General features: G+C 69.9%; 19 protein-coding genes and 1 pseudogene. 8 read left to right on the top strand and 12 right to left on the bottom strand.

Annotation, left to right across the window (positions count from 1 at the left end; translation table 11 throughout):
- Nucleotides 1-108: 108 nt before the first annotated feature.
- Nucleotides 109-942 (bottom strand): helix-turn-helix domain-containing protein, encoded by an 834-nt coding sequence (locus ACFWVC_RS21800; RefSeq protein WP_384288336.1) that lies wholly within the window; start codon nucleotides 940-942, stop codon nucleotides 109-111.
- A gap of 112 nt (nucleotides 943-1,054) precedes the next feature.
- Here ACFWVC_RS21800 and ACFWVC_RS21795 point away from each other — a divergent pair, with 112 nt between their 5' ends.
- The gene (locus ACFWVC_RS21795; RefSeq protein WP_384288334.1) at nucleotides 1,055-1,894 is read left to right on the top strand and encodes an SDR family NAD(P)-dependent oxidoreductase; all 840 of its coding nucleotides are present in this window, start codon (nucleotides 1,055-1,057) and stop codon (nucleotides 1,892-1,894) included.
- A gap of 741 nt (nucleotides 1,895-2,635) precedes the next feature.
- Here the strand turns inward: ACFWVC_RS21795 and ACFWVC_RS21790 are convergent.
- Nucleotides 2,636-3,238, bottom strand: a complete 603-nt coding sequence (locus ACFWVC_RS21790) for a CGNR zinc finger domain-containing protein (protein ID WP_384288332.1) — start codon at nucleotides 3,236-3,238, stop codon at nucleotides 2,636-2,638.
- Nucleotides 3,239-3,315: 77 nt separating this feature from the next.
- Here ACFWVC_RS21790 and ACFWVC_RS21785 point away from each other — a divergent pair, with 77 nt between their 5' ends.
- The gene (locus ACFWVC_RS21785; protein ID WP_384288330.1) at nucleotides 3,316-4,107 is read left to right on the top strand and encodes an MBL fold metallo-hydrolase; all 792 of its coding nucleotides are present in this window, start codon (nucleotides 3,316-3,318) and stop codon (nucleotides 4,105-4,107) included.
- A gap of 236 nt (nucleotides 4,108-4,343) precedes the next feature.
- Here the strand turns inward: ACFWVC_RS21785 and ACFWVC_RS21780 are convergent, their stop codons facing one another.
- Nucleotides 4,344-4,634 carry a hypothetical protein gene (locus ACFWVC_RS21780; protein ID WP_384288328.1) on the bottom strand — a complete coding sequence of 97 codons (291 nt, stop codon included), beginning with the start codon at nucleotides 4,632-4,634 and terminating at the stop codon, nucleotides 4,344-4,346.
- Nucleotides 4,635-5,067: 433 nt separating this feature from the next.
- Between ACFWVC_RS21780 and ACFWVC_RS21775 the strand changes: the two genes are divergently transcribed.
- Nucleotides 5,068-9,717: a family 78 glycoside hydrolase catalytic domain gene (locus ACFWVC_RS21775; protein WP_384288326.1), complete on the top strand. Its 4,650-nt coding sequence runs from the start codon at nucleotides 5,068-5,070 to the stop codon at nucleotides 9,715-9,717.
- Between the two features lie 195 nt (nucleotides 9,718-9,912).
- Here ACFWVC_RS21775 and ACFWVC_RS21770 read toward each other — a convergent pair whose 3' ends face one another.
- Entirely contained in the window at nucleotides 9,913-12,543 is a 2,631-nt protein-coding gene (locus ACFWVC_RS21770; protein WP_384288324.1) for a tetratricopeptide repeat protein, read from the bottom strand.
- On the bottom strand, nucleotides 12,540-12,983 hold the full coding sequence (locus ACFWVC_RS21765) for a hypothetical protein (protein ID WP_384288322.1): 444 nt from the start codon (nucleotides 12,981-12,983) through the stop codon (nucleotides 12,540-12,542). Before ACFWVC_RS21765 ends, ACFWVC_RS21770 begins: the two co-directional genes overlap by 4 nt.
- Nucleotides 12,984-13,390: 407 nt before the next feature.
- Here ACFWVC_RS21765 and ACFWVC_RS21760 point away from each other — a divergent pair, with 407 nt between their 5' ends.
- A complete protein-coding gene (locus ACFWVC_RS21760) occupies nucleotides 13,391-15,298 on the top strand; it encodes a hypothetical protein (RefSeq protein ID WP_384288320.1) in 1,908 nt (635 codons plus the stop codon).
- Between the two features lie 161 nt (nucleotides 15,299-15,459).
- Here the strand turns inward: ACFWVC_RS21760 and ACFWVC_RS21755 are convergent, their stop codons facing one another.
- On the bottom strand, nucleotides 15,460-15,939 hold the full coding sequence (locus ACFWVC_RS21755; protein ID WP_384288318.1) for a nuclear transport factor 2 family protein: 480 nt from the start codon (nucleotides 15,937-15,939) through the stop codon (nucleotides 15,460-15,462).
- Nucleotides 15,940-16,010: 71 nt separating this feature from the next.
- On the opposite strand from ACFWVC_RS21755, the gene ACFWVC_RS21750 reads away from it, so the two are divergent.
- Nucleotides 16,011-16,271, top strand: coding sequence for a hypothetical protein (locus ACFWVC_RS21750; protein WP_384288315.1), 261 nt, complete (start codon nucleotides 16,011-16,013; stop codon nucleotides 16,269-16,271).
- A 30-nt stretch (nucleotides 16,272-16,301) separates the two neighbouring features.
- Here ACFWVC_RS21750 and ACFWVC_RS21745 read toward each other — a convergent pair whose 3' ends face one another.
- Nucleotides 16,302-16,772 carry a hypothetical protein gene (locus tag ACFWVC_RS21745; RefSeq protein ID WP_384288313.1) on the bottom strand — a complete coding sequence of 157 codons (471 nt, stop codon included), beginning with the start codon at nucleotides 16,770-16,772 and terminating at the stop codon, nucleotides 16,302-16,304.
- A 448-nt stretch (nucleotides 16,773-17,220) separates the two neighbouring features.
- On the bottom strand, nucleotides 17,221-18,114 hold the full coding sequence (locus ACFWVC_RS21740) for an SDR family oxidoreductase (RefSeq protein ID WP_384288311.1): 894 nt from the start codon (nucleotides 18,112-18,114) through the stop codon (nucleotides 17,221-17,223).
- Between the two features lie 524 nt (nucleotides 18,115-18,638).
- Here ACFWVC_RS21740 and ACFWVC_RS21735 point away from each other — a divergent pair.
- A complete protein-coding gene (locus ACFWVC_RS21735; RefSeq protein ID WP_384288309.1) occupies nucleotides 18,639-19,751 on the top strand; it encodes a hypothetical protein in 1,113 nt (370 codons plus the stop codon).
- Between the two features lie 383 nt (nucleotides 19,752-20,134).
- On the opposite strand, the gene ACFWVC_RS21730 is transcribed toward ACFWVC_RS21735, so the two are convergent.
- On the bottom strand, nucleotides 20,135-21,151 hold the full coding sequence (locus ACFWVC_RS21730; protein ID WP_384288307.1) for an alpha/beta fold hydrolase: 1,017 nt from the start codon (nucleotides 21,149-21,151) through the stop codon (nucleotides 20,135-20,137).
- A gap of 155 nt (nucleotides 21,152-21,306) precedes the next feature.
- Here ACFWVC_RS21730 and ACFWVC_RS21725 point away from each other — a divergent pair, with 155 nt between their 5' ends.
- Nucleotides 21,307-21,489 carry a hypothetical protein gene (locus ACFWVC_RS21725; protein WP_384288304.1) on the top strand — a complete coding sequence of 61 codons (183 nt, stop codon included), beginning with the start codon at nucleotides 21,307-21,309 and terminating at the stop codon, nucleotides 21,487-21,489.
- Nucleotides 21,490-21,655: 166 nt separating this feature from the next.
- Here the strand turns inward: ACFWVC_RS21725 and ACFWVC_RS21720 are convergent, their stop codons facing one another.
- Nucleotides 21,656-22,012, bottom strand: coding sequence for a peptidoglycan-binding protein (locus ACFWVC_RS21720; protein WP_384288301.1), 357 nt, complete (start codon nucleotides 22,010-22,012; stop codon nucleotides 21,656-21,658).
- 548 nt (nucleotides 22,013-22,560) lie between these two features.
- On the opposite strand from ACFWVC_RS21720, the gene ACFWVC_RS21715 reads away from it, so the two are divergent.
- On the top strand, nucleotides 22,561-23,205 hold the full coding sequence (locus ACFWVC_RS21715; protein ID WP_384288297.1) for a dihydrofolate reductase family protein: 645 nt from the start codon (nucleotides 22,561-22,563) through the stop codon (nucleotides 23,203-23,205).
- A 551-nt stretch (nucleotides 23,206-23,756) separates the two neighbouring features.
- On the opposite strand, the pseudogene ACFWVC_RS21710 reads toward ACFWVC_RS21715, so the two are convergent.
- Nucleotides 23,757-23,954 (bottom strand): annotated as a pseudogene (locus ACFWVC_RS21710) (transposase); the annotation flags it as partial.
- A 355-nt stretch (nucleotides 23,955-24,309) separates the two neighbouring features.
- A partial coding sequence (locus ACFWVC_RS21705) for an integrase core domain-containing protein (protein WP_384288294.1) occupies nucleotides 24,310-24,680 on the bottom strand: 371 nt, incomplete at its 5' end.

Genomic DNA, 24,680 nt, shown 5'->3' with positions numbered 1-24,680 from the left:
TTCTCTCGATGACCGTGCCCATCACATCCGCGGTGGTAGACCTGCCTAGCGGCTGAAGGCGGTCCCGCGGTGCCGGACCTGGTCCTGGCGAGCCGTCGGGGTGCGGGTTCACGGGTAGGGCTTGCTGGTCAGGCCGAGCAGGGTGAGTCGTTCAGCGGTCGCGGTACCGGCGACCGGCGAGAACAGGGCGAGGACCTGGGTGCGGTCCTCGTCGACCAATGACTGGCAGTCCAGATCGAGCAGGCCGACCTCGGGGTGCAGGATTCGCTTGCGGCGGCACCGCATCACGGCGACGTCGTGCAGATCCCACAATGCGGCGAACTCGGGGCTGTCGCGGCGCAGCTGGTCGACCAGGGTGCGGGCGGGGTCGTCGTCACGGCGGCCGACGGCGGCCCGCAGATCGGCGACCAGGGCCCGCGACTCGTTGGCGTGGTCCTCGACCGGGTACCCGCAGCGGGTGCCGGGGTCGGTGAACCACCGGTAGATGATGCTGGCTTCGGGGCCGCTGCGGCCGGTGAGGTCACCGAACACGGCGCGGGCGAGGTGGTTCTGGACCAGCGTGTCACCGAGGTCGGTCATCACCTGGGCGGGCACGTCGTAGAGCCGGTCGAGGACGGCCAGCAGGGCTGGGGCGACGTGCCGGTCGCCGCGCCGGCGGTCCGGCACGTTCAGCCCGGCGAGCCGGTAGAGGTGATCGCGTTCGTCCAGGCTCAGCCGCAGCGCGCGGGTCAGAGCGCGCAGCACCGACTCCGACGGCGTCGCCGTGGCCCGCTCCTGTTCGAGGCGGGTGTAGTAGTCGGTCGAGATACCGGCGAGCCCGGCCACCTCCTCACGGCGCAGCCCCGGCGTACGCCGCCGCCCGGCCGCGGCCAGGCCGACATCGGCGGGGCTGATTGCCTCGCGCCGGATGCGGAGGAACTGGGCGAGCTGCTGAGTGTCCACGACGAAAAGTCTGCGGTCCCGGCGACGCGGTAGCCAGGGACAACCTCACTCTGCCTACCGCGCGCCCAACCACCGACGCTGGGTTGCACCGACTCACGTACGGAGAAATCGCATGGCTACTGCCCGCACATGGTTCATCACCGGCGCCTCCCGGGGGCTCGGCGCGCTCTGGTCCGAGGCGATCCTTGAGCACGGCGACCAGGTCGCCGCCACCGCCCGCGACGCAGCGGTGTTCAAACCGCTTGCCGACCGCTACGGCAGCCGGCTGCTGCCGCTGGAACTCGACGTCACCGACCGGGCTGCCGTCGACGCCGCAGTCCACGCTGCCGAACGGCAGTTCGGCAGCATCGATGTCCTGGTCAACAACGCCGGGCACATGCTCCACGGCGCGGTCGAAGAGGTCAGCGCCGAGCAGGCCCGCGCGCAGATGGATGTCAACTACTTCGGTGCGCTGTGGACCACCCAAGCCGTGCTGCCCGGGATGCGCGAGCGCCGCTCCGGCCGGATCCTGCAGGTCTCCTCGATCGGCGGGCTGGTCGCCTACCCGGCGCTGGGCATCTACCAGGCCTCCAAGTGGGCCCTGGAAGCGATGAGCCAGTCCCTGGCCGCCGAGGTCGAGGTGTACGGCATCCACGTCACTTTGATCGAGCCGATCATGTTCCCCACCGGCCTGGCCGCAGCCTCTCCGCAATCGCAGCCGAACCCGGCCTACACCCACGCCCGGGAGGCTTTGTACGCCGGTGCGAGTGCGAGCGGTTTCGTCCCGGGCGATCCGGCCGCGACCTCGGCGGCGCTACTGGCAGTGGCCGACGCCCCGAATCCGCCGCTGCGGGTGCTGTTCGGCGCAGGCGGTCTCGATGCGCTGCGCACCGAGTTCGCCGGCCGGCTCGCCGGGCTGGAGGAGTGGGACCACATCTCCCGCCTCGCCCAGGGCAACCCGGCAGAGAAGTGACCGCCATGACACTCACCGTTCACCAGTGAGTCGGCGGCGTCCTTCGGCTGCCGCTCGCCTTGCCGTTCAGTGACCGGCCGCGACCCGGGAAACGGCCGGGCGGGCCTTCGGGTCCGTGGAACCCGGCCTGACCGGCGTCGAGTTCACTGAGCGTACGGTGCCAGGCCCATCCCCCCGACGTCGCGGTGCGGATCTTCCAGCCCCGCCCCCGGCCGCCGCCGCGGTGGCGGCCTGCCGGACATCCACGGCGGCGGGTGCGTCGGAGCAGTCGGGCGACCTTGACCTGTGGTGCTGCAGAGTCTGAGAAGGTCATCCATATGAGGCGGCTCCCAGGAGGCTCATTCCTGCGAGAGTCCTCCGCGTTCCCGCCACCGTCGCTCGTCGAATTGGCAGCGAATGGACCAGCGAAGATGTCTTGCCCGCGGTGACGAAGGCACGCGATGCCCCGCCATGCCCGGGCCTCGGACTGCTGCCGCACCATTCCCGACACCCTCTTCCGCTCATGAGCGTCTGCTGACACCGAAGGAAGTGGACGTACACATCACGACGGAAGCCACGACGCCAATGCTCGGCGTTGGCGCGCTGCTGCTCGCGTGCCTGCCACCGCAGCCCCACCAGGTGAAAACCGCTGTGGTGGCCGTCCCCACCACCCTGACCACTGCCCCCGGCACGGCGGCTGCGCCCTGATCCCTGAAACGGGCTTACCCCGGTGTCCTGTGCGTCGGCTTGGGGGGTGCGGCGTCATGGGGAGGCGGTGCGGCGGGCGTAGGCGCGGGCGGCGCGGGCGCGATCGCCGCAGCGGGTGGAGCACCAGTGGCGGCGGCCGTGGCGGAGCAGGAAGCGGTTGCAGGGAGCGGAGCCGCAGGCGGTGAGGCGGTCCGCGTCGGGGCCTGTGAGCAGGTCTGCGGCGTCGGCGGCGAGGACGGCCAGGGCGTGGTCCACGATCGCGGTGGTGGGGTGGGGGGTGGAGCGGTAGGGACCCCTCTGGTCGTCCCACTGCAGCAACGCGGCGGTGGGGATGCGGGTCATGGCGTCGTTGACGGCTCCGATCGCGGCGGGGAGGGCGGGCAGGCCTGCGGCTCGAGAGGCGAACAGCGACCTGATGTGTTCGCGCAGTGAGCGCAGTTGCGTCGCGCACATCTCCCGCATGCCGGCGTCGACCGGTGCGAGACCGCGTTCTGCCAGCCAGTGGTTCGCCTGCGCGGGCGAGCCCAGAAGATCGACCGTGTGCCCGCCCGTCAGCGCGATCGCGCTGTTGGCGAGGGCGAGAGCGAGGTGCTCCGCCTCGCCTTCTGCGGGCGGCAGGCCGGGTTGTCCGATCAAGGGCTCCTTCACGTTCCTCATGGTACGGCTTGCTTGCATCCGTGAGAGGCGGCTACGGTCGTATCACGGTTAAACTCGTCTCATCCGTGAGGTGCTCCATGTCTTCCCTTCCCGCGGCGACCAACCCGTTTCCCGTCCGCGTCTTCGGCGGTCCGACCGCCCTCTTCGAGTACGGCGGCCTGCGCTTCCTCACCGACCCGACCTTCGACTCCCCGGGCGACTACCCCCGTGGCAACGGCCGTTTCCTGACCAAGACCGCCGCCTCCGGCGCGGCCCCCACCGATCTCGGCCCCATCGACGTGGTCCTGCTCTCGCATGATGAACACCCCGACAACCTCGACACCTCGGGCCGGGCCCTGCTCGCCGACGTCCCGCTCATCCTCACCACCCCCGGTGGCGGACAGCGCCTGGGGGAGCGGGCCAAGGGCCTGGCCGACTGGGAATCCGTCGAGCTGAACCGCCCCGACGGCGGCACGGTCACCGTGACCGGCGTCCCCGCCGTCCATGGCCCCGGCCCGCGTGAGAAGGTCGAGCCGGTCACCGGCCAGGTCGTCGGCTTCATTCTGGCCGGACAGGGCCTGCCGACCGTCTACGTCAGCGGCGACAACGCGTCCCTCGACGTGGTCAAGGAGATCGCCGAGCGCTTCGCCCCCATCGACACCGCTCTCCTCTTCGCCGGCGCCCCCCGCTTCCCCGAACTCTTCGACAACCAGCTGATCGTCCTGGACAGCGCCCAGGCTGCCGAGGCCGCCGAACTCCTCGCCGCCCGCCGCGTGGTGCCCGTCCACTACGACAGCTGGGCCCACTTCACCGAAGGCCGCGAGGAACTGGTAGCCGCCTTCACTGCCGCCGGTCTGGCCGACCACCTGGACTGGGGCCGACGAGACTGACTTCGGGCCGCAAACGGGAACGGCAGGACTCGACGCCCTTCACGGCCGTGGTCCGGCGGACCGCCGGACCACGCCTTCGGCATGGTCAGTACCTCCCAACGGGCGAGCAGTCCGCTGACTGTGGTCCCTTCATGACGCCCGAACTCGTCAACATCCGCCGCCGCTTCCCGGGTTCTGGCTCAGGTTCCGTTGTCACCTGTTGTGGCCCGGCCGATCTGGAGGGCGCCGGTGCTGTGTCAGCCGTCGGGGAGGTCCGCGGTCGCCTGGGCGTTGGTGCAGCCGTCGGCGTAGAGCTTGACCGTGTCGGTCCCGCCGTCGTAGACCACGGCAAGGCGCTGCCCCTGGCCATCGCCTCCGTCCGCGCCCGTTAACTGGGAGACCACCTTTTCGGCGGCTCCGGCCTCGTCCTTTTCCGGCATCACCAGTTGCCAGGCGTGCGTCGACGGCCAGCCACGGCTGTCACCCGTGTTCACCTGGTGCGTCTGCTGCCGGACCCGGTCGAGCCGCATCGCCACAACCGTGCCCACTGCGTCAAGGCGCGCCCGGCGCCGACCAGTTCGCGGCGGGCACCCAAGATTTTGGTGCTGAGACCGGGCCGGTTCGCCAAGTGGGGCGGAGGCGTGCCGCAGCCCGAGTAGCCGGTCGGCCCGCCGAGTTTCCAGAGGGGGCCTGCCAGGTGCTGTGCTGCGCCGGTGTACATCAACGCCCGCGAACAAGCCCGTCCGGGCCGGGCTGCCTCCCCGACGGCAGGTCTTCGTAGACCCGCCGCAGCGTGGGCGATGGGCTCGTGGGCCGGGCCACCGGGTCGGCCCGCCGCCACGTGGATGGTCCCGTCGGCTTAAACCGATTCAATGATCTCTCGAATCTGTTCCATCAAATCTGTCCAACTCGTTGCCATGGAGGGGTGATCGCCGCCAGGGTGTCATTGAAGCGTTTCAGTACCCTTCTTGAGGAGCGCCCGTGCGTCAGCAGATCGCCGCGGTGGTCGCTGCATCCGTCCTCGTCGTGGTGGCAACCGCGACGACGACGGCAGCGAGTCCACCCGCCGCCCCATCCGCCCCCGCCGCCGCTGCAACGAGCGTCGGCGATTTGACGGTCAACGCCCTTGACGACCCGCTCGGCATCCCGTTGACGGCGCCCACCCTCGGCTGGCAACTCGACTCCGGGCGCCGCGGCGTCACGCAGCGGGCCTACGAGATACACGTCGCCACTTCGGCCGACCGCCTCGACCACCCCGACGTCTGGAACAGCGGCAAGGTCACCTCCCGTCAGTCGGTCGACGTCCGCTACGGCGGCCCTGCGCTGAAGCCGCAGACCGACTACGTCTGGTCCGTCCGCGTATGGGACGACCGGGGCACCGCCTCCAAGTGGAGCGCGCCCGCCACGTTCGGCACCGCTCTGGGCGACCGGCCGTGGACCGCCGCGTGGATCGGTGCGGACACACCGGCGCTGGGCGCCAAGTGGACCGACTACACGATCAAGTTCACCGCTTCCGACATCAACGGGGCACTCGGCGTCTACTTCCGCGGTCAGGACACCGAGAACGCCTACATGTGGCAGATCAGCGACGCCGATGACGCGCTGCGCCCGCACGTGAAACGCAACAGCAACTACTCGGTCCTCAAGGCGACTCCGTTCCCGGCCGGCTTCGACTTCGCCGCCGAGCACGACTACGCGATCGCCGTCGACGGCGCCACGATCACCACCACCGTCGACGGCAAGCAACTGGACCAGCGCACCGATGCGACGTTCGACGGCCCCGGCACGATGGGCTTCCGCACCAGCGGCGCGGAGCGCGGTCTGGTCCGCGACGTCACGGTCACCGGCGCCGACGGCACCGTCCTGGTCGACACCGACTTCCCGGCGGGCGACCGCACCTTCGCGTCCGGCACCGTGACCGACGGCGGCCTGCGCGTCGACAGCGCGGGCGGCGAGGCCTGGCTGCGGCGCGACGAGCCTGTCCCGCTTCTGCGCAAGAAGTTCGATCTCGGCGGCAAGAAGGTCGCCCGGGCACGCGTCTACGCATCGGCGCGCGGCGTGTACGAACTGCGGCTCAACGGCGCGCGGGTGGGCAACGCCGAACTCGCTCCCGGCCTGACGGCGTACGACAAACGCATCGACTACCAGACCTACGACGTGACCCGGCAGGTCCGCGCCGGCGCCAACGTACTCGGCGCCGAGGTCGCACCGGGCTGGTACAGCGGCAAGGTCGCCATGTTCGGCACCGACGTCTACGGCAAGGACAACTCGGTGATCGCCGAGATGCTGGTCGAGTTCACCGACGGCACCAGCACCACCGTCCGAACCGACGGCACCTGGACCACCACCGGCGGTCCGACCCGCGAGGCCGACCTGCTCGACGGCGAGTCCTACGACGCACGGGTGGCGAAGCAGGTCGCCGGCTGGGACAAGCCCGGCTTCGACGACGCCAACTGGGCCGCGGCGGACGTCCGCGACGAGCCTACGACCGTACTCGAGCCACAGACCGCGGTCGACGTACGGGTCACCCAGGAGCTCAGGACCGCGAAGCGGATCGACTCGCCGACCGACGGCGTCTACCTCTACGACCTCGGGCAGAACATGGTCGGCCACGTCCGCCTCACGCTCAAGGGCAAGCCGGGCCAGACGGTGACGATCCGGCACGGCGAGGTGCTCAACCCCGACGGCACGCTCTACACCGCGAACCTGCGCACCGCGAAGGCGACCGACCACTACACCTTCGCCACCGACCAGCCGGAGACGTTCGAGCCGTCGTTCACCTTCCACGGCTTCCGGTACGTCGAGATATCCGGCGTCGACCAGGCTCCCGCGGCCAAGGACCTGACCGGTGTCGTCGTCGGCACCGACGGCGACCTCACCAGCAGCCTCGACACCAACTCCGACCTCGTCAACCAGCTGCAGAGCAACATCGTCTGGGGCATGCGCGGCAACTTCCTGTCGATCCCCACGGACACCCCGGCGCGCGACGAGCGGATGGGCTGGACCGGCGACATCGACGTCTTCGCCCGCACCGCCGTCTACAACATGGACGCACAGTCCTTCCTGACCAAGTGGCTCCAGGACCTGCGGGACACCCAGCGTCCCAACGGCTCGCTGCCCGGCGTCGCCCCCGTCGTCCCCGGCCGCTTCGACGGCGGCTACGAGTCGGCCGGCTGGATGGACGCCGGCGTGCACGTGCCGTGGACGGTGTGGCAGGCGTACGGCGACACCGACGTCATCCGCGAGAACTACGACATGATGAAGGCTTACGTCGACTTCCTCGACGCCGACTCCACCAACCACATCCGCTCCGCCGGCGGCTATCTCGACTGGCTCAACCTCGACGACGCGACCCCGGCCGACGTGCTCGACACCGCGTTCGTCGCCAAGAGCACCCGGGAGTTCGCCCAGATGGCGGCCGCCGTCGGCCGGGACGGCGACGCGGCGGCGTACCAGCAGCGCTACGAGGCCATCAGATCGGCCTACCAGGCGGCGTTCATCGGCGCCGACGGCACCGTGAAGGGCGACAGCCAGACCTCGTACATCCTGACACTGACCAACGACCTCGCCCCCGCCGACCGGCGCGACGCGCTCGTCGCCAAGTTCGTCAAGACCCTCGAGCGCCGCGACTACCACCTGTCGACCGGCTTCCTCGGAGTCGACGGACTGCTGCCGGCACTCACCCAGGCGGGCCGCTCCGACATCGCCTACCGGCTGCTGCAGCACAAGGACTACCCGTCCTGGGGCTACGAGATCGGGAAGGGCGCGACCACCGTCTGGGAGCGGTGGAACTCCATCAACCCCGACGGAACCTTCAACGACGTGGGGATGAACTCGTTCAACCACTACGCGTACGGCGCGGTCGGCGAGTGGATGTACCGCACCATGGCGGGCGTCTCGGCGGCCGAGCCGGGCTACCGCAAGGTGCTCATCGCCCCGGAGCCCGGTGAGGGCATCGACCACGTCGACTTCAGCCACCAGACGCCCTACGGCACGGTGCGCAGCGCGTGGGACACGACCAGTGGGTCGATGAAGCTCGACGTCACCGTGCCGGCGAACACCACCGCCGAGGTGCGCATCCCGGCGGCGAACCGCTGGGCGGTCACCGAGGGCGGCACGCCGATCAGCGAGGTCGACGGCGTGACCTACGTCGAGCAGGCCGACGGGGACGTGGTGCTGGAGGTCGGCTCGGGGCACTACGCGTTCGCGGTCGACCCGGTGCTCGGGGACCTGGGGGCGGCCCGGGCGCAAGCAGCGTCGTTCGCCGAGGATGTCGACGCGCTGCAGGTACGTGGTGCCGGCAAGATCGCCAAGGGTCACCTGCAGGTGCGCACCGCCCTGATGCGGACCGAGCTCGCAGCCGCGTGGCGCCTGCAGGGTCAGGGCGCGGACGAGCGGCTGACCGCCGCCGCGGTGCACCGTGCGCTCGCCGGCGTGGCGGACCTCGACCGGTGGACGCGGACGTACGCCGAGCAGGGCGCCATCGACAAGACGGCGGCCACGGCGCTGCGTGACGCGCTGACCGGCATCGAGAAGACCCTGTCGCGGGCATCGTCGCGCCTGGTCGGCGCAGTGGCCATACTGGACGTGCCGGCCGAGGAGATCCTCCCGGGCGATGTCGTCCGCGTGACCGTGGCGTTGAAGAACACCGGCAAGCGGCCGCTGACCGGGGTCGATTCGTCCCTGCGGGCACCCAGCGGCTGGACGGTGAAGCCCGTGGGCCGGCACGCGTCCACCACAGGTGCGGGCAGTACGCTCAAGCACGCCTACGACGTCACGGTCGCGGCCGACGCGCAGGCGTCCGTGGCCGACCTCACCGGCTCGGTGTCCTACCAGTACGCGGGAGGAACGGCGACGCTGCCGGTGTCGGCGGGCCTGCCGGTCGCCCCCGGCGTCGCCATCAGTGGTGTGTCCACCACGCCTGACCCGGCCGGGCCGGGCCAGGAGGCCACCGTCGCCGCCGTGCTGACCAACCGCACCGATGTGGGGCAGTCCGGCAAGCTCACGCTCGCCCTCCCCGACGGCTGGCCGACGCCGGACCCGGTCGGCTACCACCTGGACCCGGGGGAGAAGACGACGGTCCAAGCCGTCGTGACGGTGCCGCTCACCGTCGTCGAGCAGAAGGCCACGGTCACCGTGGCGACGGGCTCGACGGCGGCGGAGCAGGCGACCGGCGCGATCACGGTCTCGCTGCCCACCCCGCCCGCGCAGTCGAGCGACCACATCGACCTCGGTGACGGGCCGTCGGAGTCCGCCCACGGGCTGACGGCGTCGCAGAACTCAGGGACGAACACCGAGGCCGGACTGACACGGCGCTACACCCACTCCTCCTACCCGGGTGGCTGGTTCGAGTTCGACGCCGCCGTACCCACCCATGGCCGCTTCGTGGTCCGCGTCGTCGAGACCTTCGACGGTGCCCGGCGCAAAACCTATGACGTCCAGGCCGACGGCAAGGTGGTGCACAGCGTCGACCTGAAGCGAAGCGAGGGCGGCCAGGGCACCATCACCCACCAGTTCGTGGTCGAACCCTCCGCCGGCTCGTCGGACGGCACCGTGCGGCTCCGCTTCCAGGACACCGGAACCGACTACGACCCCTCGATCGCCGACGTGTGGGTGATGCCAGTCGACTGAGTCGCCGGCGTCACCTCGTGTGCCTGAGCACCCCTGTGACGGGGTGCTCAGGCACACGACGCACGGCAAGGTGCCGACCCGGGCGACCGCCCCCTGCCGAGGAGCGGGTTGGCGACGGCCTCAACGGCTTGTTCACCGGCCTGATTGCCAGTCTCGTCCGCTCTACGGCTGAAGTATGAGGCCGTCGGGTGGGTTTCAGGGCTGCCCGGCCTGTGCTCGCCAGAAGGCGAGGTTGCGGCGGGTGAACCGGGTGAGCAGGTGTTCGGACCCCAACGCCTCCGTGCAACCGTCCAGGATCTGCTCCAGCTCCGCCGCCGCACCTGCCGCGTTGCCGCCGAGCCCGCGCCAGCAGGCCGCGATGCGGCGGATCGACAGTGTGCTCTCCGCGTTCCTCGGCGCCGTGTGGTGGCTCAACAGGGATTCCCACAAGCCCGCCATTGCGCCGGCCTCGTTGTGGAAATGTCGGGAGATGATGATGCCCTTCATCTGCGACAGAAGGTACTCATCGGATCCCCGTTCCCGCTCGTACTCGTCCATCACCTGCCAGTAGGCGCCGTGCCGACAGCGGTCGAGCAGATCACGGGTGCTCTTGAAGTCCTTGTCGTCGGGTGAGAACACCCGGTTCGCGTAGTTCATCGTCAGTTCCAGCTCGGCCAGCGCACCCACTTCGTCGCCGAGTTCCCTGTACGCGGCGGCGAGGGTTCGCCGCACCGCCAACGTCTCGCGATGGTCCGTGCCGTACACCCTCGTGAAATCCGCGAGCACTTCTTCCAGCTCTGTCGCGGCTTCGGCCGTGTCGCCGCGTCCGATGCGGACGACCGCGAGGTTGTGCCGGGTGAGCAGCGTCTGCTCGCTGTTACGGCCGAGTACCCGCTTCTGGTCCTCGATCAACTCGTGCATGACCTTGTCGAGACCCGACGTGTCGTCCTGGGACATGCGCAGCTGGGCGAGCATCTGTCGTGTGTGCAGCGTGTCGACGTGGTCGAACCCCAACGCCCGCCGCTGGTCCTTCAGCACCTTCTGGAGTTCGCTCCTCCCGCCCTTGACGTTGCCCGAAAGCACCAGCAGGCAAGCGAGGAAGTAGCGGGTGAGCAGCGTGTCCTGGTGGTTGCGGCCCAGCACTCGCCGCTGGTCGGCGAGCACGTTCTCGAGTGCTTCCGCGCTGCCGCGATCGCCCGGTGTGGCCGAGGCGTGGGCGAGCGCCACCTTGCTGCGGGTGGCCAGGGTCTCCCGGTTGCGGGGACCCAGCGTCCGGGTCTGTTCTGCCAGCAGTTCCTCAAGTTCGGTGGCTTCACCGCGCACGATCAAGCTGCGCACGGTCACGAGGTGGCCGTGGATGCTCCGGGTTTCGTGGTGGTCTTCGCCCAGCCGGCGTTGCGCCATGCCGCGCAGGTACTGGAAGTAGACAGCGGCGGAGTCGAGCAGGCCGGCCTCCTTGAGCGCCATTCCGGCTCGGATCAGCACCGGGTGCCCGCCGTTGAGCCAGAAATGGTCGTCGGCCCAGCCGCGCAGGGCTGTCGCGGCCGCGAAGAACACCTGGTTGCCCACGGGGTCGCTGTGCGCGTCCGGCCACGCTTCCACCAGGGCGTCGCCTGCCGCGCGCTCACCTATGTCGGGCGGGTCGGGCCTCGGCGAGATCCAGTCGTTCGGCGTGGCTCTGTCCCGCTCGTCGAGGACGGTGATCTGGAGGTACTCCAGGAGGACGCGTCGCATCCAGGGTTCCAGCCGAAGCATCCGATGCGCGTCGATCGTGACGAGGCCCAAGCGGTGCGCCTGGGCCAGCGCGCTTCGGACGTCGTTCGCGTCGACGGTTCTGCCCTGGCCGGCAGTGAGGTGCCGCGCGACGGCCGAGGTCCCGAAGAACGCCAGGGGAATGGCGCCGCCGTCCACCAGCGAGGCCAGGTCCAGCACCGGACGGGTCAGCCCGCTCGCGAGGTCGAGCGACAACGAACACGTGGTCACCACGGGGATGTGGAATGCGAAGCCGGGCCGCAGCGGCATGTAGGTATCCGCGAGCCACCCGTGCCGAGGGGTGACCTGCTCGTAGCGAGCCGACCACAGGCGATGGTATTCGGCGTACGTTGTGTCGCGGCTCGCCACATAGTTCGCGGCGTGCGCCAGCACCAGGGGGAATCCTTGCAGCTCACTCGCGAGTTCCGCCGCACCCTCGGTCCGACGTGGACTTTTGGCCTGCCGTTGGTGCAGGTACTCCACGGCTTCCTGCTCGTCGAACCCACCCACGAACGCCACGTGCACGTCCTCGCCGAACGCATCGACGTCCTTGAGGCTGGTGGTCACCACGGTCCGCCCGGATGCGTGCCGGGGCGGCCACAGGTCGCGCAGGTCGTCCGCCGTGGACAGATCGTCGAACACGATGAGCCACCGCCGGGGTGTCTCGGTCAACCAGGTCAGGAAGCGTTTGACCGCCTCGTCGCCCGCGGCCTCCAGGTTCAACGCCTTGGCGGCAGCGAGGTAGCCGAGCCGGATCGCGTCCCGCGAGCCGGCGGTGATCCACACCAGCAGGTCGAGTTCACCGCCGGCCCACAGCCGTTCGGCGTGTCCAACGACCAGCTGGGTCTTCCCCACACCGCTGTCCCCGACCAGCACCACGGTCCCACCGGCGTCCAAGTCCGCCGCGACGGCACGTTCCCGGAAGCATTCAGCCGCCGGCGGCACCGCTCCGACCCGCTTGGGTCGGCTCTCCGCCGGCAGTAACGGCGGCGGCGCCGTGAACTGCTGGTGAACGGTGACGGTGATGCGGCCGGCCTTGATATTGCGAAACCCCAGTAGGGGGGCGGCGAATGGGGCCGGGCCGGCCGCTGTCAAGGGTGGGCGGGGGAGTTACCTCCGTCGACCTGGATGCCCTCGATGACGATGCCGCCCCGCGTCCTCACGTGATTGAGGTCGACGCCGGTCCCGACACCGCGAACCTTCACGTTGACGATCCTGATGAGCTCGGCATCGACGTCGTTCAGGTCGACACCGACCGCCCTCGCAGCGGCCGCATCGTGCTCGCGCACGGCTTTGACCACCTCGTGCGCCGCCCCGAGTACCTCGGCGTCCTCGCCGACGCCGGCGTCGGCGAGAACCTCCCGCAACGACTCCTGCTCGGCCTCCGAGTCGGTCTCCCGCTCCACAGCGCCGACCTCGACCCCGTGCCGCTGCACGATCAGGTTCTTCAACCCCAGGTACGCATCGCGCACGGCCGACTGCGCCTGCTCCTTCAGCCCGGCCGCCGCACCGGCCACCACCGCCGCGACGACCAACGACACAGGATCCATTGCCCGGACCGCCCCCTCCGTTGCTCGGACACCCCAAAACCTATACCCGATTGCCATCACGCTTCCCAGAACTTCGACAGGCAGTGATCTGTGACCTCCCGTCAGCGAAAGCTACGAGGCCACGCGCAGCACTGCAGGCAGCGACGCCAACGGATCGCCCTCATCGCCACCGTGAACGGCATGGGTGCGCCGCCCGGTTCGACCGGCCTACCGGGAGCTGACCTTGCAGGCGGTCGCGAACGGGGCCTGACGGCGGCCAACGGGCAAACGCTGGGGGTGTGACCGCCGCTCTCCTGGTCCGGTCACGCACTTGAGGGCGTGCAGGAAGCTGCCGGGGGGTGGGTGCGTTCGGGCCGGGGCTGTGTCAGAGGTGGCCGGTACGTTTCGGGGTCATGAGACCTCCTGAAGAGCTCGATTTGGTGGACTGGTCGGTCCTGGAGCATGCGTACGGTCCGGCCGGCGAGGTGCCCGGGTGGATTCGCGCGCTGTACACGGAGGCGAACCCGGAGACCGAGGACGGCGAGTCGGTGGTCTACGAGCTCTTCAACAGCATCAATCATCAGGGGTCGGTGTATCCGGCGACGGTCGCGGCTGTTCCCTTCCTCGCGCATCTCGCTGTGCACGTGGACTCTTACCGGGCGGCCATCCTGCATTTGCTGACCCGCTTTGCCGCGGATTCCGGCCAGGAGGGCGGCCGCGCCGGGCTCGACAGCCAGTTGCGGGCCGCGGTGGTGGCCGAGTTGCCGGCACTGACCGGATGCCTGACCGACCCGGATGCCGGGGTGCGGCAGGAGACGATCCGTTTGATGGTGGTCGCCCCGCAGCCACTCGGTCCAGCCGTCCAGGGCACCCTGAGTGACCTTTGCGCATCTGATCCGGATCAGTGGACCCGGGCCGATGCCCTGACGGCCATTGCGCTGACAGACCCGGATCAGGAGGCGGTGCTGCGCAGGGAGGTCTCGGCGTTGGCAGATGACGCGCCCGAAGTCCGCCTGACCGCTGCCTTGCTGGGTTTGGAACGCACGCAGCGGCCATTCCCAGCTGCGTTGGTGGACGTCGTCGCCGTGGACGGTGCGAGGGACCTCGGCTGCTACTGGGCGACGGGACGCAAGGAACCGTTTCCGCATCCCGGGCCGGGCGACAGCCGGCTCAGGGAGTTGCTGGTCCAGGACCCGCAGGCAGCGCTGACGGTGGCGGAGGCCTGGATCGCGGCGGGCGACGTGGACTACCGCGGTTCCCACCTGGCTGACAAGGTGGGTACCGCCTGGCGCGATCAGGAACCGCGGATCACGGCTGCCGTGGCCTGCGCGGTGCCGCTGCCTCGCCCTACGGCCGACAATGACTGGATGGCGCAGGCACGCCACGCCCGGTTGATGCGGCAGCTCGCCGACTGCATACCCGTGGCCGCGGATCCGGGCCCTCACGTGCGGGACATGCTGCTGGACCGGGCGTGCCGCGACGCGCCGGAGGCGGCCGATGCAGCGCAGCTTGCGCTGGGCCGGTGCGGCGATCTGCGGGTGCTGGAATGTGATGCCGTCCCCACCGGCCAGGCGATCGCCGCGCTGCTCATCCACCATGAGCCGAACATTCCACGGCTTCTGCACCGGGCCCTGGAGGAACACCTGCCTCACGGCGATCCGGCAGTGCTCGACGCACTGACCCCGCCCATTGCCCGCGCCTACGCACCCCACATTGCCGAGGCGTTCCGTAACCGTCCCACGGCCAGCGCGGCTCGGCTCCTGGGCACTCTCGATCCGGCCCTCGTGGACAGTCGCACCCGGGAACTGCTCGCGGCGGCGGCCGGACGCGACAGCGCTAATGAGGTGCTGCGCGCTACAGCGGCCGTTTCCGACGCGCTGCTCACCGGCCGGCCCGCAGCCGCGATCGCGCTGCTGCGTGAACTGCTGGCCGGGGACTCACCGCACTGGATCCTGCCTGCGGTCGGCCGGCTCGGGCCGCTGGGGGCACCTTTGGTGGCGCAGGTCCAGGAGCTGTTCGCCGGGCGGGACGGCATGGCCAGGGTGGAAGCGGCCGACGCGTACTGGCGCATCACCGCCGATCCCGGCCCGGTGGTTCCCCTGCTGGTCGAGCTGGCCCAGCCGTACACCATACCCGACCTGGGGGACTGCGCCTGGCACCGTCTGGACGCGCTGCGCACCCTTGCGGACATCGGGATCACACCGCGCGAACTTCTTCCGCTGCTGGAGGCGTGCGCCCGCTCGCCGCAGCGGGTCGCCCGCGTGGACGAGGACGAAGAACTGCGCCGGGTCGCCACGAGACTGCTCGCACAAGCACAGTGAACAGTCCAGCTTGTCCAACTGCGCACGGTCGGCATGTGCCGCGCGGGTACTGCCTGTTCAGTGCGGCAAGGCCGGGGTGGTCGTGGTGGGGGACTTCGTACAGGTCGTCTGCGACGGCGCGGAGAAGGCACGTCGCGGCGGGCCCTACAAAGCCGGGGTCATCAGCCGTGTGATGCATCCGCGACGGGGAGCCGTTCGGTGCCGCCGCCGAAGGGGAGGAAGACGGTTCGGCTGGCGAGGAACCAGGCGCCGTCGATCTTGTGGAAGATGTCCTCGTAGTGGCCGATGTTCACCGGGAGCCGGGGCTCGATCATCCCGCCTGAGTAGCCGTCGACCCGGTACGTCGTCAGATACGAGACCGCTCGCGCTGTGGTCTCGGACTCCACCGTGACCAGGATGTTCGTCATCAGACGACGCGACAGCCTGTCCGCGGGGCGGGAGGCGAAGTAGGCGCGCAGCGCCTCACGCCCCTCGATGCACCGGTCCCCGAAAGGCCAGTGCCAGACACCATCGGGCGTGAACAGCTCGGCCACCGAACTCGGGTTGCCGAGGTCAAGGCGGTGGATAAAGTCCACGATGATGCGCTCACAGGCGTGTTCCGCGAGCATCCGCTCGACCGGGGGAATGATCTCGTCGTCCATGCGCCCTTCTATCAGTCCTAACAGCTCCCGGGGCAACGGCTTTTCCCTATCAGCACCGGCAGGGCGCGCATGTGGAGGAGATCGAGAAACTCGACCAGGTCCGCCTCGCCTGTCCCGATATCGCGCGGGCCTGTGACCTGGCCAGAGTGTTCACGGACATGGTCCGCAACCGTCGAGGCAGGCTACTGCCCGACTGGGTCCGCCGGGCTGACATCGAATGGAGCTCCGGCATTGTCGAGCGACACGTCAATCGCGTGAAAACGACCAAGAGAGCCATGTACGGACGGGCTTCGTTCCGGCTCCCGCGGATACGCATCCTCACCCGACCTTGACGGCGCAGCCGCACATTCTGGCCAGGCGACCTACCGCCAGAGGTCTGCACCGTCGAGGCCACTCGGATCCATCGTCAGCAGGTCCTCGTGAAGACCCGAGAGGCGACGGCCGGTGGGTGATCCGTCCTCGCCGGACTCCATGACCACCCAGCCAACATCGATGCCGGAGACGTTCACGTCTCCGCCGGCGTCCAGCTCGTCCACCACGGCGAAAACCGCCTCGTAGGCAACGGCCCGAGCCAAGAGCACCACGTCATCCCTGTTCGCCCCCGCGTCCAGGAGCCGCCGAGCCGCGGCCACCTGCTCCAAGGCCCCCGGGCTGGCCCAGCCGTCAATCGCGCCACGCCACAGTGAACGCAGCAGCATGAAGCGCGCCAGTTGCGGCTGGTTCTCATCGACCTCCGACCTCGCCCAGTCCGGCGCATCAGCGGCACCAAGAGCTTCGAACTGCGTCCGAAGCCACTCCGCCGCGGCCCGCTTCGACGGAGCAAGTCCGGACAATCACGACCGCCATGTCGCCTCGGCATCATCCATCGCGCCATGATGCCCCACCTACCCGCCCGCTACCACCAAGATCAACAGTTCACGAAAGCACGGTCAGAGCCCATGCGAAAGAGCGGCGACCCCGCGCAAAAGTAGACGGCCGCCCCTGGAGAGGGGCGGCCGTGCCTCGTTGGATAGCCAGTCCAGCCTGCCCCTCGACCATAACCAGATCCGTTGAAGCGCGCACGGCGTGTCAGCTTGCAATCGGCTCGAAGAGTGACGCAGCGCCAGGTCTGCCGGGCTCAGACGCGCTGCTCTGCGCGACCACCCCCGCTTGTATTTTCCGCGTTGCCGACCGCCATCGCTCCTGGCGGGCCCTCCCGCAGGCACGACGGGAGAACATCCCCGCCGCCATGCGGAGCACCGGCCTGTGATGGCGTTGGCCGGGGCGGTGCGGGCACGGTCGCTACAGGCCCGGGGCCGTGGGCGCGACGGCCTGTCCGGATGCGATGGGCGTCGTGCCGTCCGGCGGTGGTTCGATGGTGCCGGTGACGAAGGCGCGTGCGGCGGCGAGTTCCTCGCGTGCGGCTGTTTCGGTCATGTCGAGGAAGGCGTAGGCGTCGGGGCCGATCGGCACGCGCAGGGGCGCGGTGTCGGCTGTGACCAGTCGCAGGAGGTGCGTGGCGAACGTCTCGGGGCGGCTGAGCGTGGGGTTGTCGTTCATGCCCCGCAGGCCCGCCCGGGTCTCGCCCGTGCTCTGCGCGTAGGCCGGGATGCAGGTCGCGGCGTCGGTCAGAGATGTGCCGTAGCGGGTGGCGAACGCGCCGGGCTCGACGACGGTCACCCGGATCCCGAACGGTGCCACTTCCGCGGCGAGTGCCTGGCTCATGCCCTCCAGTGCGTATTTGCCGGCCACGTACGCGGACAGGCCCGGGAACGCCATCCGGCCGGCGACGGAGGAGACGTTGACGATGTGGCCCGAGCCCTGGCGGCGCATCAGCGGCAGCACCAGGCGCGTGAGGCGCCATGGGGCTACCGCCAGCACCTCCAGTTGGGCGCGCAGTTCATCGTCCGAGACCTCCTCCAGCGCGCCGAGCAGACCCGTTCCGGCGTTGTTGACCAGCACGTCGACCCCGCCGAAACATTCGACCGCGTGCGCGACCGCAGCCCGGCAGCCCTCCGGGTCGCACACGTCGAGAGCCGCGACCGTCACCCGGCCCGGGTGCCGGGCGGCCAGATCCTCCAGAACGGCCGGCCGCCGGGCTGTGGCGACCACCAGGTCACCGGCTTCCGCGACAGCACCCGCCAATGCCCGACCCAACCCCGAAGAACACCCCGTCACCAGCCAACGCCGCGTCATACGCCCCCCTTGTCACAGCCCTTGGCGCGGCCGGAACCGAACCGCCCCCGCGCCGATCCTGGCAGCCCGCAGAACCGGCCATCAGGAGCGCACGGAAGCGGAGACCGCGCAGGCATGGGCGCCAGGTCGGGCACCGCGGCAGTCCTTGCAGGTGCCGGGCTCGCCGGGCTTGGCGCTGCCTGCTTCGATCCGCAGGATCCTGCTCGCTCCCGCGCGACAGCCTGGAACCAGATGCGGCAGGGCCGGCCGCAGCCGACCCGTTTCGCGGCGTGCCACCAGTGGGGGGCCGCGGCCGGTCGGCGCTCGCCTCCCCGGCCCATGCCCGCCGGGCACCTGCACCGTCGGCCGGAACCCACCGGGCAGCGGCGCGGGGATGAACGGCCGGGGCCGCCGGGACGACGACCTGGCGCCGTTGTCTCGCGGGTGTCACGGTTGCGCAACCACCGCGTCGGCGGGAACGGGAGCCGGGCATGCGGGGCCGCATCATAGGTGCCGGGCGGGATGACAAGGCAGGGGACGGGACAATGGAATTCACAGTTCAGCGGACGCTGAGACGGCGCGGCCGACAGCTCTTCGTCGGGGGGACCATCGTGACGGCGGGCGTCCTGGTGTGGCTGGCCGGCGCGACGAAGGGCAAGGTGACACCCGGCAACGCCAGCGCCGACACCATGACGCCCGCCCTGTTCGTCCTGTTCATGTCCGTGGTGGCGGTCCTCCGGGGATGGCACGACCTGCGCAAGGCGAAGCGGCCCTTCCGGCTGCGGATCGACGGGTTCGGCATCACGCTGCACGACGCCGAGCTCGCCTGGGAGCAGATCGACGCGGTCTCCCTCTGGCACGCCCCCAACACCGGCCAGAACATCGATGAGCACCCCGCGCCGCCCAAGCGGCGGCTGACCCTGTGGACCGTGCCGGGCGTCACGCTGCCCCGGAAGGCGGACAGCACGTGGGATGGCCGGACCCGCTACACCCTCGTGGACTGCAAGGACCTGGACCAGAGCGTCACCGAGCTGACCACCGCACTCGCCGAGCACGCCGGCGCACGCTTCGAGACGGCCCCGCGCTCCGTGCGCGCGCCGATCCCGGTGACCGTGTCGGGGCCCGAACGGAGCGTGCCGGGCGGCGAACAGGTCTTCGTCGTCGACGCCCGCAAGGCCCGCACCTGGACCATCGTCTGGGCCGCGGCGGCCGTCGTCCTCATGTACACGTTCTGGGAGTTGATTCACAACTCCACCGCGGGTCTCGCATCCCTCATCGCGCTCTGCTCACTGGGCGGGGCCGTGGCCTGCTTGCCCCTCGCCGGCCGGTCCTTCTTCCGATGGCTCCGGCCGCTGCGGCTGCGGATCGGCCCCTCCGGGATCGGCATGCGCGAAGTCACCGAGGAAGAGCAGTACTTCCACTGGGCGCAGATCGCGGCGGTCACGGTCGGCTCCCGGTACCCGGGCAGCAAGGACACGCGACCCTGGCTCGTGGTCTGGCCGTTGCCGGGCGCCGCCACAGACTCCCCGCACAGCTACCTGATCGACGGCCATCCGGCTTACGCCCTGGTCCGGCTGGACCGCCTGCCCGGAGGCCCGGAGAAGGTGGTCCCGGTCATCCGGGCGTACGCGGGAGAGCGCTACGCCGAAACGGCCTGATGGCGGGAGTCTCCGAAAGCGGCCAGGGGTGACCGCCCCTTACTCCGTCTGGCGTCCCGTGATGTCGTGCCAGTCTGGAGCGATGGAGATCGGCGTTTTACGGGACTGGGAGGGCAGCTCGAGCCGCAGATCGTCAAGAAACGGCAGCGCCGGCCGGCCGACGTCGACGAGATTTGCGTTCTTGCTGGGTGGAACGACCGACAGAGCTCCGCTGTGTCCTTCCCCCCTCTTCAACGGTTGTGTGCCTGTTGATCTCCGTGACGCTTCTGTGGTGTGCAGGCCCTGCGGCATGTCCGCAAGAACACGCGCTGAGACCGCGGTGAACTGCGGATGTAGGCCACTGCCCCTCTCCCGAGGTGCACCGCCGCCCTGGAAGTCCTCGCTTATGGGGCCGGGGTGATGCCGATGCGGCTCAGCCAGTCGGCCAGGCGCGCGTTCACGAGGTCGGGGCGTTCGAGCTGGAGCCAGTGGCCGGCCGGGACGCGCGCCTCCGTGAGGTCGGAGCAGTACGCGCGCATGGGCTCGGCGAGGCGCGTCGTCAAGACGTCGGCCGTGGCGTCGTAGTCGGCGCTCAGGAAGAGGACGGGAAGGTCCAGGCGGCCGCCGTTGACCGCCTGCCGGGCGTACACGGCGTTGGCCTCGTGGTTGAGGTAGTAGGCGGTGGGTCCCGCGAAGCCGTTGCGCGCCAGCGACTCGGTGAGGACTTCGGCGTCCTCCTCGGTGAGGACGGCCGTGTCCAGGGGGAGGTCGGGGGCGCGGTCGGCCCCGCCGAACCAGCCGCCGTCCCGCCGCAGCGTGGCCCGCGGGGAGACCCGCGTGCCTGGCGCGATCGGGTCGCCGCGCCGGTACAGCGCCCTGACGCTGCTGCCCGGGTCGGCGTCCAGCACCGCTGTGGCCCGCTCGGGATGCTCCTCGTAGTAGGCCATGTAGTCGAACTGCGCCATGGGATAGGTGTCTTCGGGGTACAGGTCGCGGTTGACCAGCGGCAGCATGGCCGTCAGGCCCAGTTCGAGGGTGCGGTAGGGAACGGCCAGGCCGGCCACGGCCGCGGTGCGGTCGGGGTGGTGGCCGGCGAGGTTCCAGACGGTTGGGCTTCCCCAGTCGTGGCCGATCCAGACCGCCTGCTCGCGTCCGAGGTGGTCGAGCAGTTCGAGCATGTCGTGGACGACGTTCTCCTGGCGGTAGGCGTCCGGGGAGCCGTACACGGTGGAGCGGCCGTAGCCCCGGAGGTCGGGTGCCACGACCCGGTAGCCCAGGGCGGCGAAGCGCGTCAGCTGTTTCCGCCACGTGGCGGCGAGGGCGGGCCAGCCGTGCACGAAGAGGAGCAGTGGACCCCCGTCCGGGCCAGCCGCTAGGTACGACGTGGTGTGCGACGGGGTGGTGAGTGTGTGCGCGGTCATGGCGGGACGGGACATTTCGATGCGCCTCCGGCGGTGGAGGCCGGCGAGGTCAGCGCGCGGCGGGCTGGTCGGGTGCGGTGGACCCGTCGGATGCGGCCGGTCCGTGCGGTTCGCCGCCGGCCGCCGGTGTGTCGGCGGGACGTCTGGAGGGTGTCATGCCGGAGGCGGCCGGCGCGCCGAGGATCGCCGAGCCCGAGACGATCCACCACCCGGAGGCGTGGGCGGCGCGGACGTCGGAAGCCGTGGCCGTGCTCGAGACACCGGTCGCGTCATGGCTCGACGGGACCTACTGGCCGCTGCCCCCAGCCCGAGTCGATCAGCTCGCAACCGGCGCCTGACGGGTGACGGCGGCTCCAGGAGGATGCGACCGCGAGGCATGGCGGGCGCGGGTGGTCATGGTGGACGCGGTGGATGGTGCCGGTGGCGGCGGTCGGGTGCGTGATGGGTACAAGGCGCGTGGGTGTCGGTTGCGGACCGTGGCGCATTGAGGGGGGCCGGTCGACGTTACTGGGGGTATGGGTCGTAGCAGTCCCATGCGGGGTGGTACAGCGCTTGCCAGGTGTTTTGGTCGACGACGTCGTTTCTGACCAGGCCGTGGCATCCCTGGATCCACCTCATCTTTTTCACGGTGGCGGGGCCGAAGATGCCGTTGACGGGCAGTTTCGGTACTCCGCCCCACCGGTTGCTCAAGCACTGGGCCTGCTTCACCGGCAGACCCGTGTCTGTGGGCGTGAGCGTGGGTCGTTCGGCGGCGGGGGTGTAGGCGCATGTCTGCTCGGCGGCGGCGTCATGCGATGTCGTCGCCAGGGCCCCGGCCATCAGCAATGCTGTGCCGAGGGTGGCGCAGGTGCGACGGATCACTTGGGCTCTCCTTTCCGGCGGCCCGGCGGGCTCTGTATCCAGGATGGTGGTGCCGGGCTTGTCCCGCGTCTTGGAACCGCGACACCTGTACGCGGCCTGCGTCCGGCCGTCGGGGCCGGCCGGCCCGCTCGGGGAGGACCGGCCCGGCGGGTACCGGTGCGGCCTTGTCGATGTGCGGTCCGCCGGTGCGGGACGGCAACTGCACGCAGGCCCCCGTGGCGAGGTTGCGGAGGGTGATGTTTAGGCCTGAGATCGTGTTGTGCCGGCCGCAGTGGGTGGCGACCAGGCGCTCACCGGACAGGGTGACGATGGTGTCCGTCTCGAAGGGGGACCACGGCTGTGCCCACGGCCAGTACCACCACGGCGGTCACGGGCAAGGCCACGGACAAGGCCGTGCCGATCAGTCCCGCCGAGGGGCCAGGGTCGGCGGCCGGAGGTGCGAAAGCCAAGCGCATGACGCTGTTGTCGATTCGGGCAGGGCGTGTTCGACGTCATGCTGTGTGGTGTTTCGCCATACGGTGACGCGACAGGACCTGGTGAGGGAAGAAGTGGATCAGCTGCTGAGAGTCATGAACTTCAATATCTCGAGTGACGGAATCGGTGCCGGTGAGGACCAGAGTCTGGAGAGACCGTTCGGTTGTGACCATCCCGAGAGGCTGTTCGGCTGGGCGGGCGCGACGGCGAGCTGGCCAAATCGTACGGATCCCGGAGGAAGTCGGGGCCTGGACGACTACTTCACGCGAGATTTCGCCCGCAACATCGGTGCCGAGATCATGGGCCGAAACAAGTTCGGGCCGCAGCGCGGGCCCTGGCATGACCATGAGTGGCGCGGCTGGTGGGGATCAGAGCCCCCGTTCCACACGCCGGTGTTCGTCATGACCCACCACGAGCGTCCTTCGTTCACGCTTTCCGACACCACGTTCCACTTCGTCGACGGCGATCCGGCCACGATCCTGGAACGAGCGCGGGAAGCGGCGCGGGGCAAGGATGTCCGGCTCGGCGGCGGGGTCACCACGGTGCGGCAGTTCCTTGACGCTGACCTTGTCGACTCCATGCATGTGGCGGTCTCGCCGGTGAGGCTCGGGTCCGGGCTACGGCTGTGGGAGTCCCCCGATGAGCTGCTGGACCGGTTCCACCTGGAGGTCGTGCCCAGTCCGAGCGGGGTGACGCACCACCTGTTCTGGCGAAGGTGAAACCGGAACCATTCGAGTGGCGCCGCAGCAGTCTCAGTACGAGGAAGCCGCGGACCAGGCCGATGCCGAGCAGGATGCCCATGTCCGTGCCCCATTGTGCGGCCGAGTGCTCCCACAGGGGATCGAGGGGCGTCCGCTCCGGCGGATGTCCTTCTCGCTCCGGATCCGGGTGCGTTGGGGCGTGGGCATGGCCTCGGCGCAGGTGGCGGTGCAGGGCCTGGACCTGCGCGGGACTGCCGTGGTGGTGTGGGGCCGGCCTGGTGGATGGGCGGATGGGTCGCTCAGCTCGGCGACGACGTTCGGCGGGTCCGGGAGGGAGCCCCTGCCCGGCTGCTTGCGGCGTGCGGGCGGGGGGGGCATACCGGTGGCCGATTCTCTCGGCGGGGCGTGGTCGCGCCGGTTCTCGGCCCTCGTCGCTGTCAGCGGCCCGGCCCGGCCCGGCCCGGCAAGGCGCGGGCGGGTGCGGTCGTGCGGCGGCGGGGGCCGCAGACAGAGGCGGGCGTGTGGGCGGAGCAGGGCCGTGCCGACCTGGTGGGGCAGGCTCGTAGTCGGCGCGCTGCTCGCAGCTCTGCGGACTCCTCCGTGACCCTGCGAGGGCGCCGGCCGTTGTCGATGTCGTCCTTGCGCAACCACTTCGACAACGTGACCGGATGGATGCCGAGGTCAACGGCGGTCTGCTTCTGCTCTGTTCATGCCCGCACCAACGCGACAGCGCGGGCGTGGAACTCAGCGGGGTAGGCGCGGGGCATGTCCGGCAGCCTTTCCTGAAGGCCGTCAGCTACTGACGTTGGCCCTTCGGGCTGACGATTTGTTGAAGGGCGAGCAGTAGGCGCTCATCCAGACGACAACCGCGTGACAGCGATTGGAGCGGCGGCGGCCCAGGGTGCCACGATCAAGATGCGAACTGCCTCCTCCGACGATGCTCCCGTGCTTGCAAGCCTGAACGGCATCGTTCACGAGCTGCATGCGGGACACCGTTCTGACTGTTCATCGGCTCGCCCGAGCAGGACGTCCTTGAAGCGTTCTTCCTGGCCCGGCTGACCGATCCCTCAGTCACCGCTTTCGTCGCCGTGAACCGTTCCGGGTTTGGTGCCGAGCGGGATGTCACGCGCTGACGGGTTCGTCGACGTGGGTGTGATGGTGATGGTAGGCGTCTTCGTACTCGGCTGGGGTGGTGTGGCCGAGGGCTCCGTGCAGGCGCTGGTGGTTGTACCAGTCGATCCATTCGGCGGTGGCGAACTCGACGTCGGTGAAGGTCTTCCAGGGTTTGTTTCGGTTGATCAGTTCGGTCTTGAACAAGCCGATCGCGGACTCGGCCAGGGCATTGTCGTAGGCGTCGGCGACGGTTCCGATCGAGGGTGCGATGCCGGCCTCGGCCAAGCGCTCGGTGAAGGCGATCGAGGTGTATTGACTGCCTGCGTCGGAGTGGTGGATCAAGCCGTTGACCTGCTCGTTCGGCCGGTAGCCCCGCTGCC

Origin of the sequence: Streptomyces sp. NPDC058691, assembly GCF_042714775.1 — a bacterium.
Classification (GTDB): Bacteria; Actinomycetota; Actinomycetes; order Streptomycetales; family Streptomycetaceae; genus Actinacidiphila.
Note: the sequence above shows the minus strand (reverse complement) of the source record. Positions and strands in the feature narration are given on the sequence as shown.

Bases quoted from the DNA above. Each gene is read 5' to 3' on its own strand.
- ACFWVC_RS21785 (WP_384288330.1), top strand. From the start codon at position 3,316: ATGTCTTCCCTTCCCGCGGCGACCAACCCGTTTCCCGTCCGCGTCTTC.
- ACFWVC_RS21755 (WP_384288318.1), bottom strand. From the start codon at position 15,939: ATGGACGACGAGATCATTCCCCCGGTCGAGCGGATGCTCGCGGAACAC.
- ACFWVC_RS21760 (WP_384288320.1), top strand. From the start codon at position 13,391: ATGAGACCTCCTGAAGAGCTCGATTTGGTGGACTGGTCGGTCCTGGAG.
- ACFWVC_RS21725 (WP_384288304.1), top strand. From the start codon at position 21,307: ATGCCGGAGGCGGCCGGCGCGCCGAGGATCGCCGAGCCCGAGACGATC.
- ACFWVC_RS21795 (WP_384288334.1), top strand. From the start codon at position 1,055: ATGGCTACTGCCCGCACATGGTTCATCACCGGCGCCTCCCGGGGGCTC.
- ACFWVC_RS21740 (WP_384288311.1), bottom strand. From the start codon at position 18,114: ATGACGCGGCGTTGGCTGGTGACGGGGTGTTCTTCGGGGTTGGGTCGG.
- ACFWVC_RS21735 (WP_384288309.1), top strand. From the start codon at position 18,639: ATGGAATTCACAGTTCAGCGGACGCTGAGACGGCGCGGCCGACAGCTC.
- ACFWVC_RS21730 (WP_384288307.1), bottom strand. From the start codon at position 21,151: ATGACCGCGCACACACTCACCACCCCGTCGCACACCACGTCGTACCTA.
- ACFWVC_RS21790 (WP_384288332.1), bottom strand. From the start codon at position 3,238: ATGAGGAACGTGAAGGAGCCCTTGATCGGACAACCCGGCCTGCCGCCC.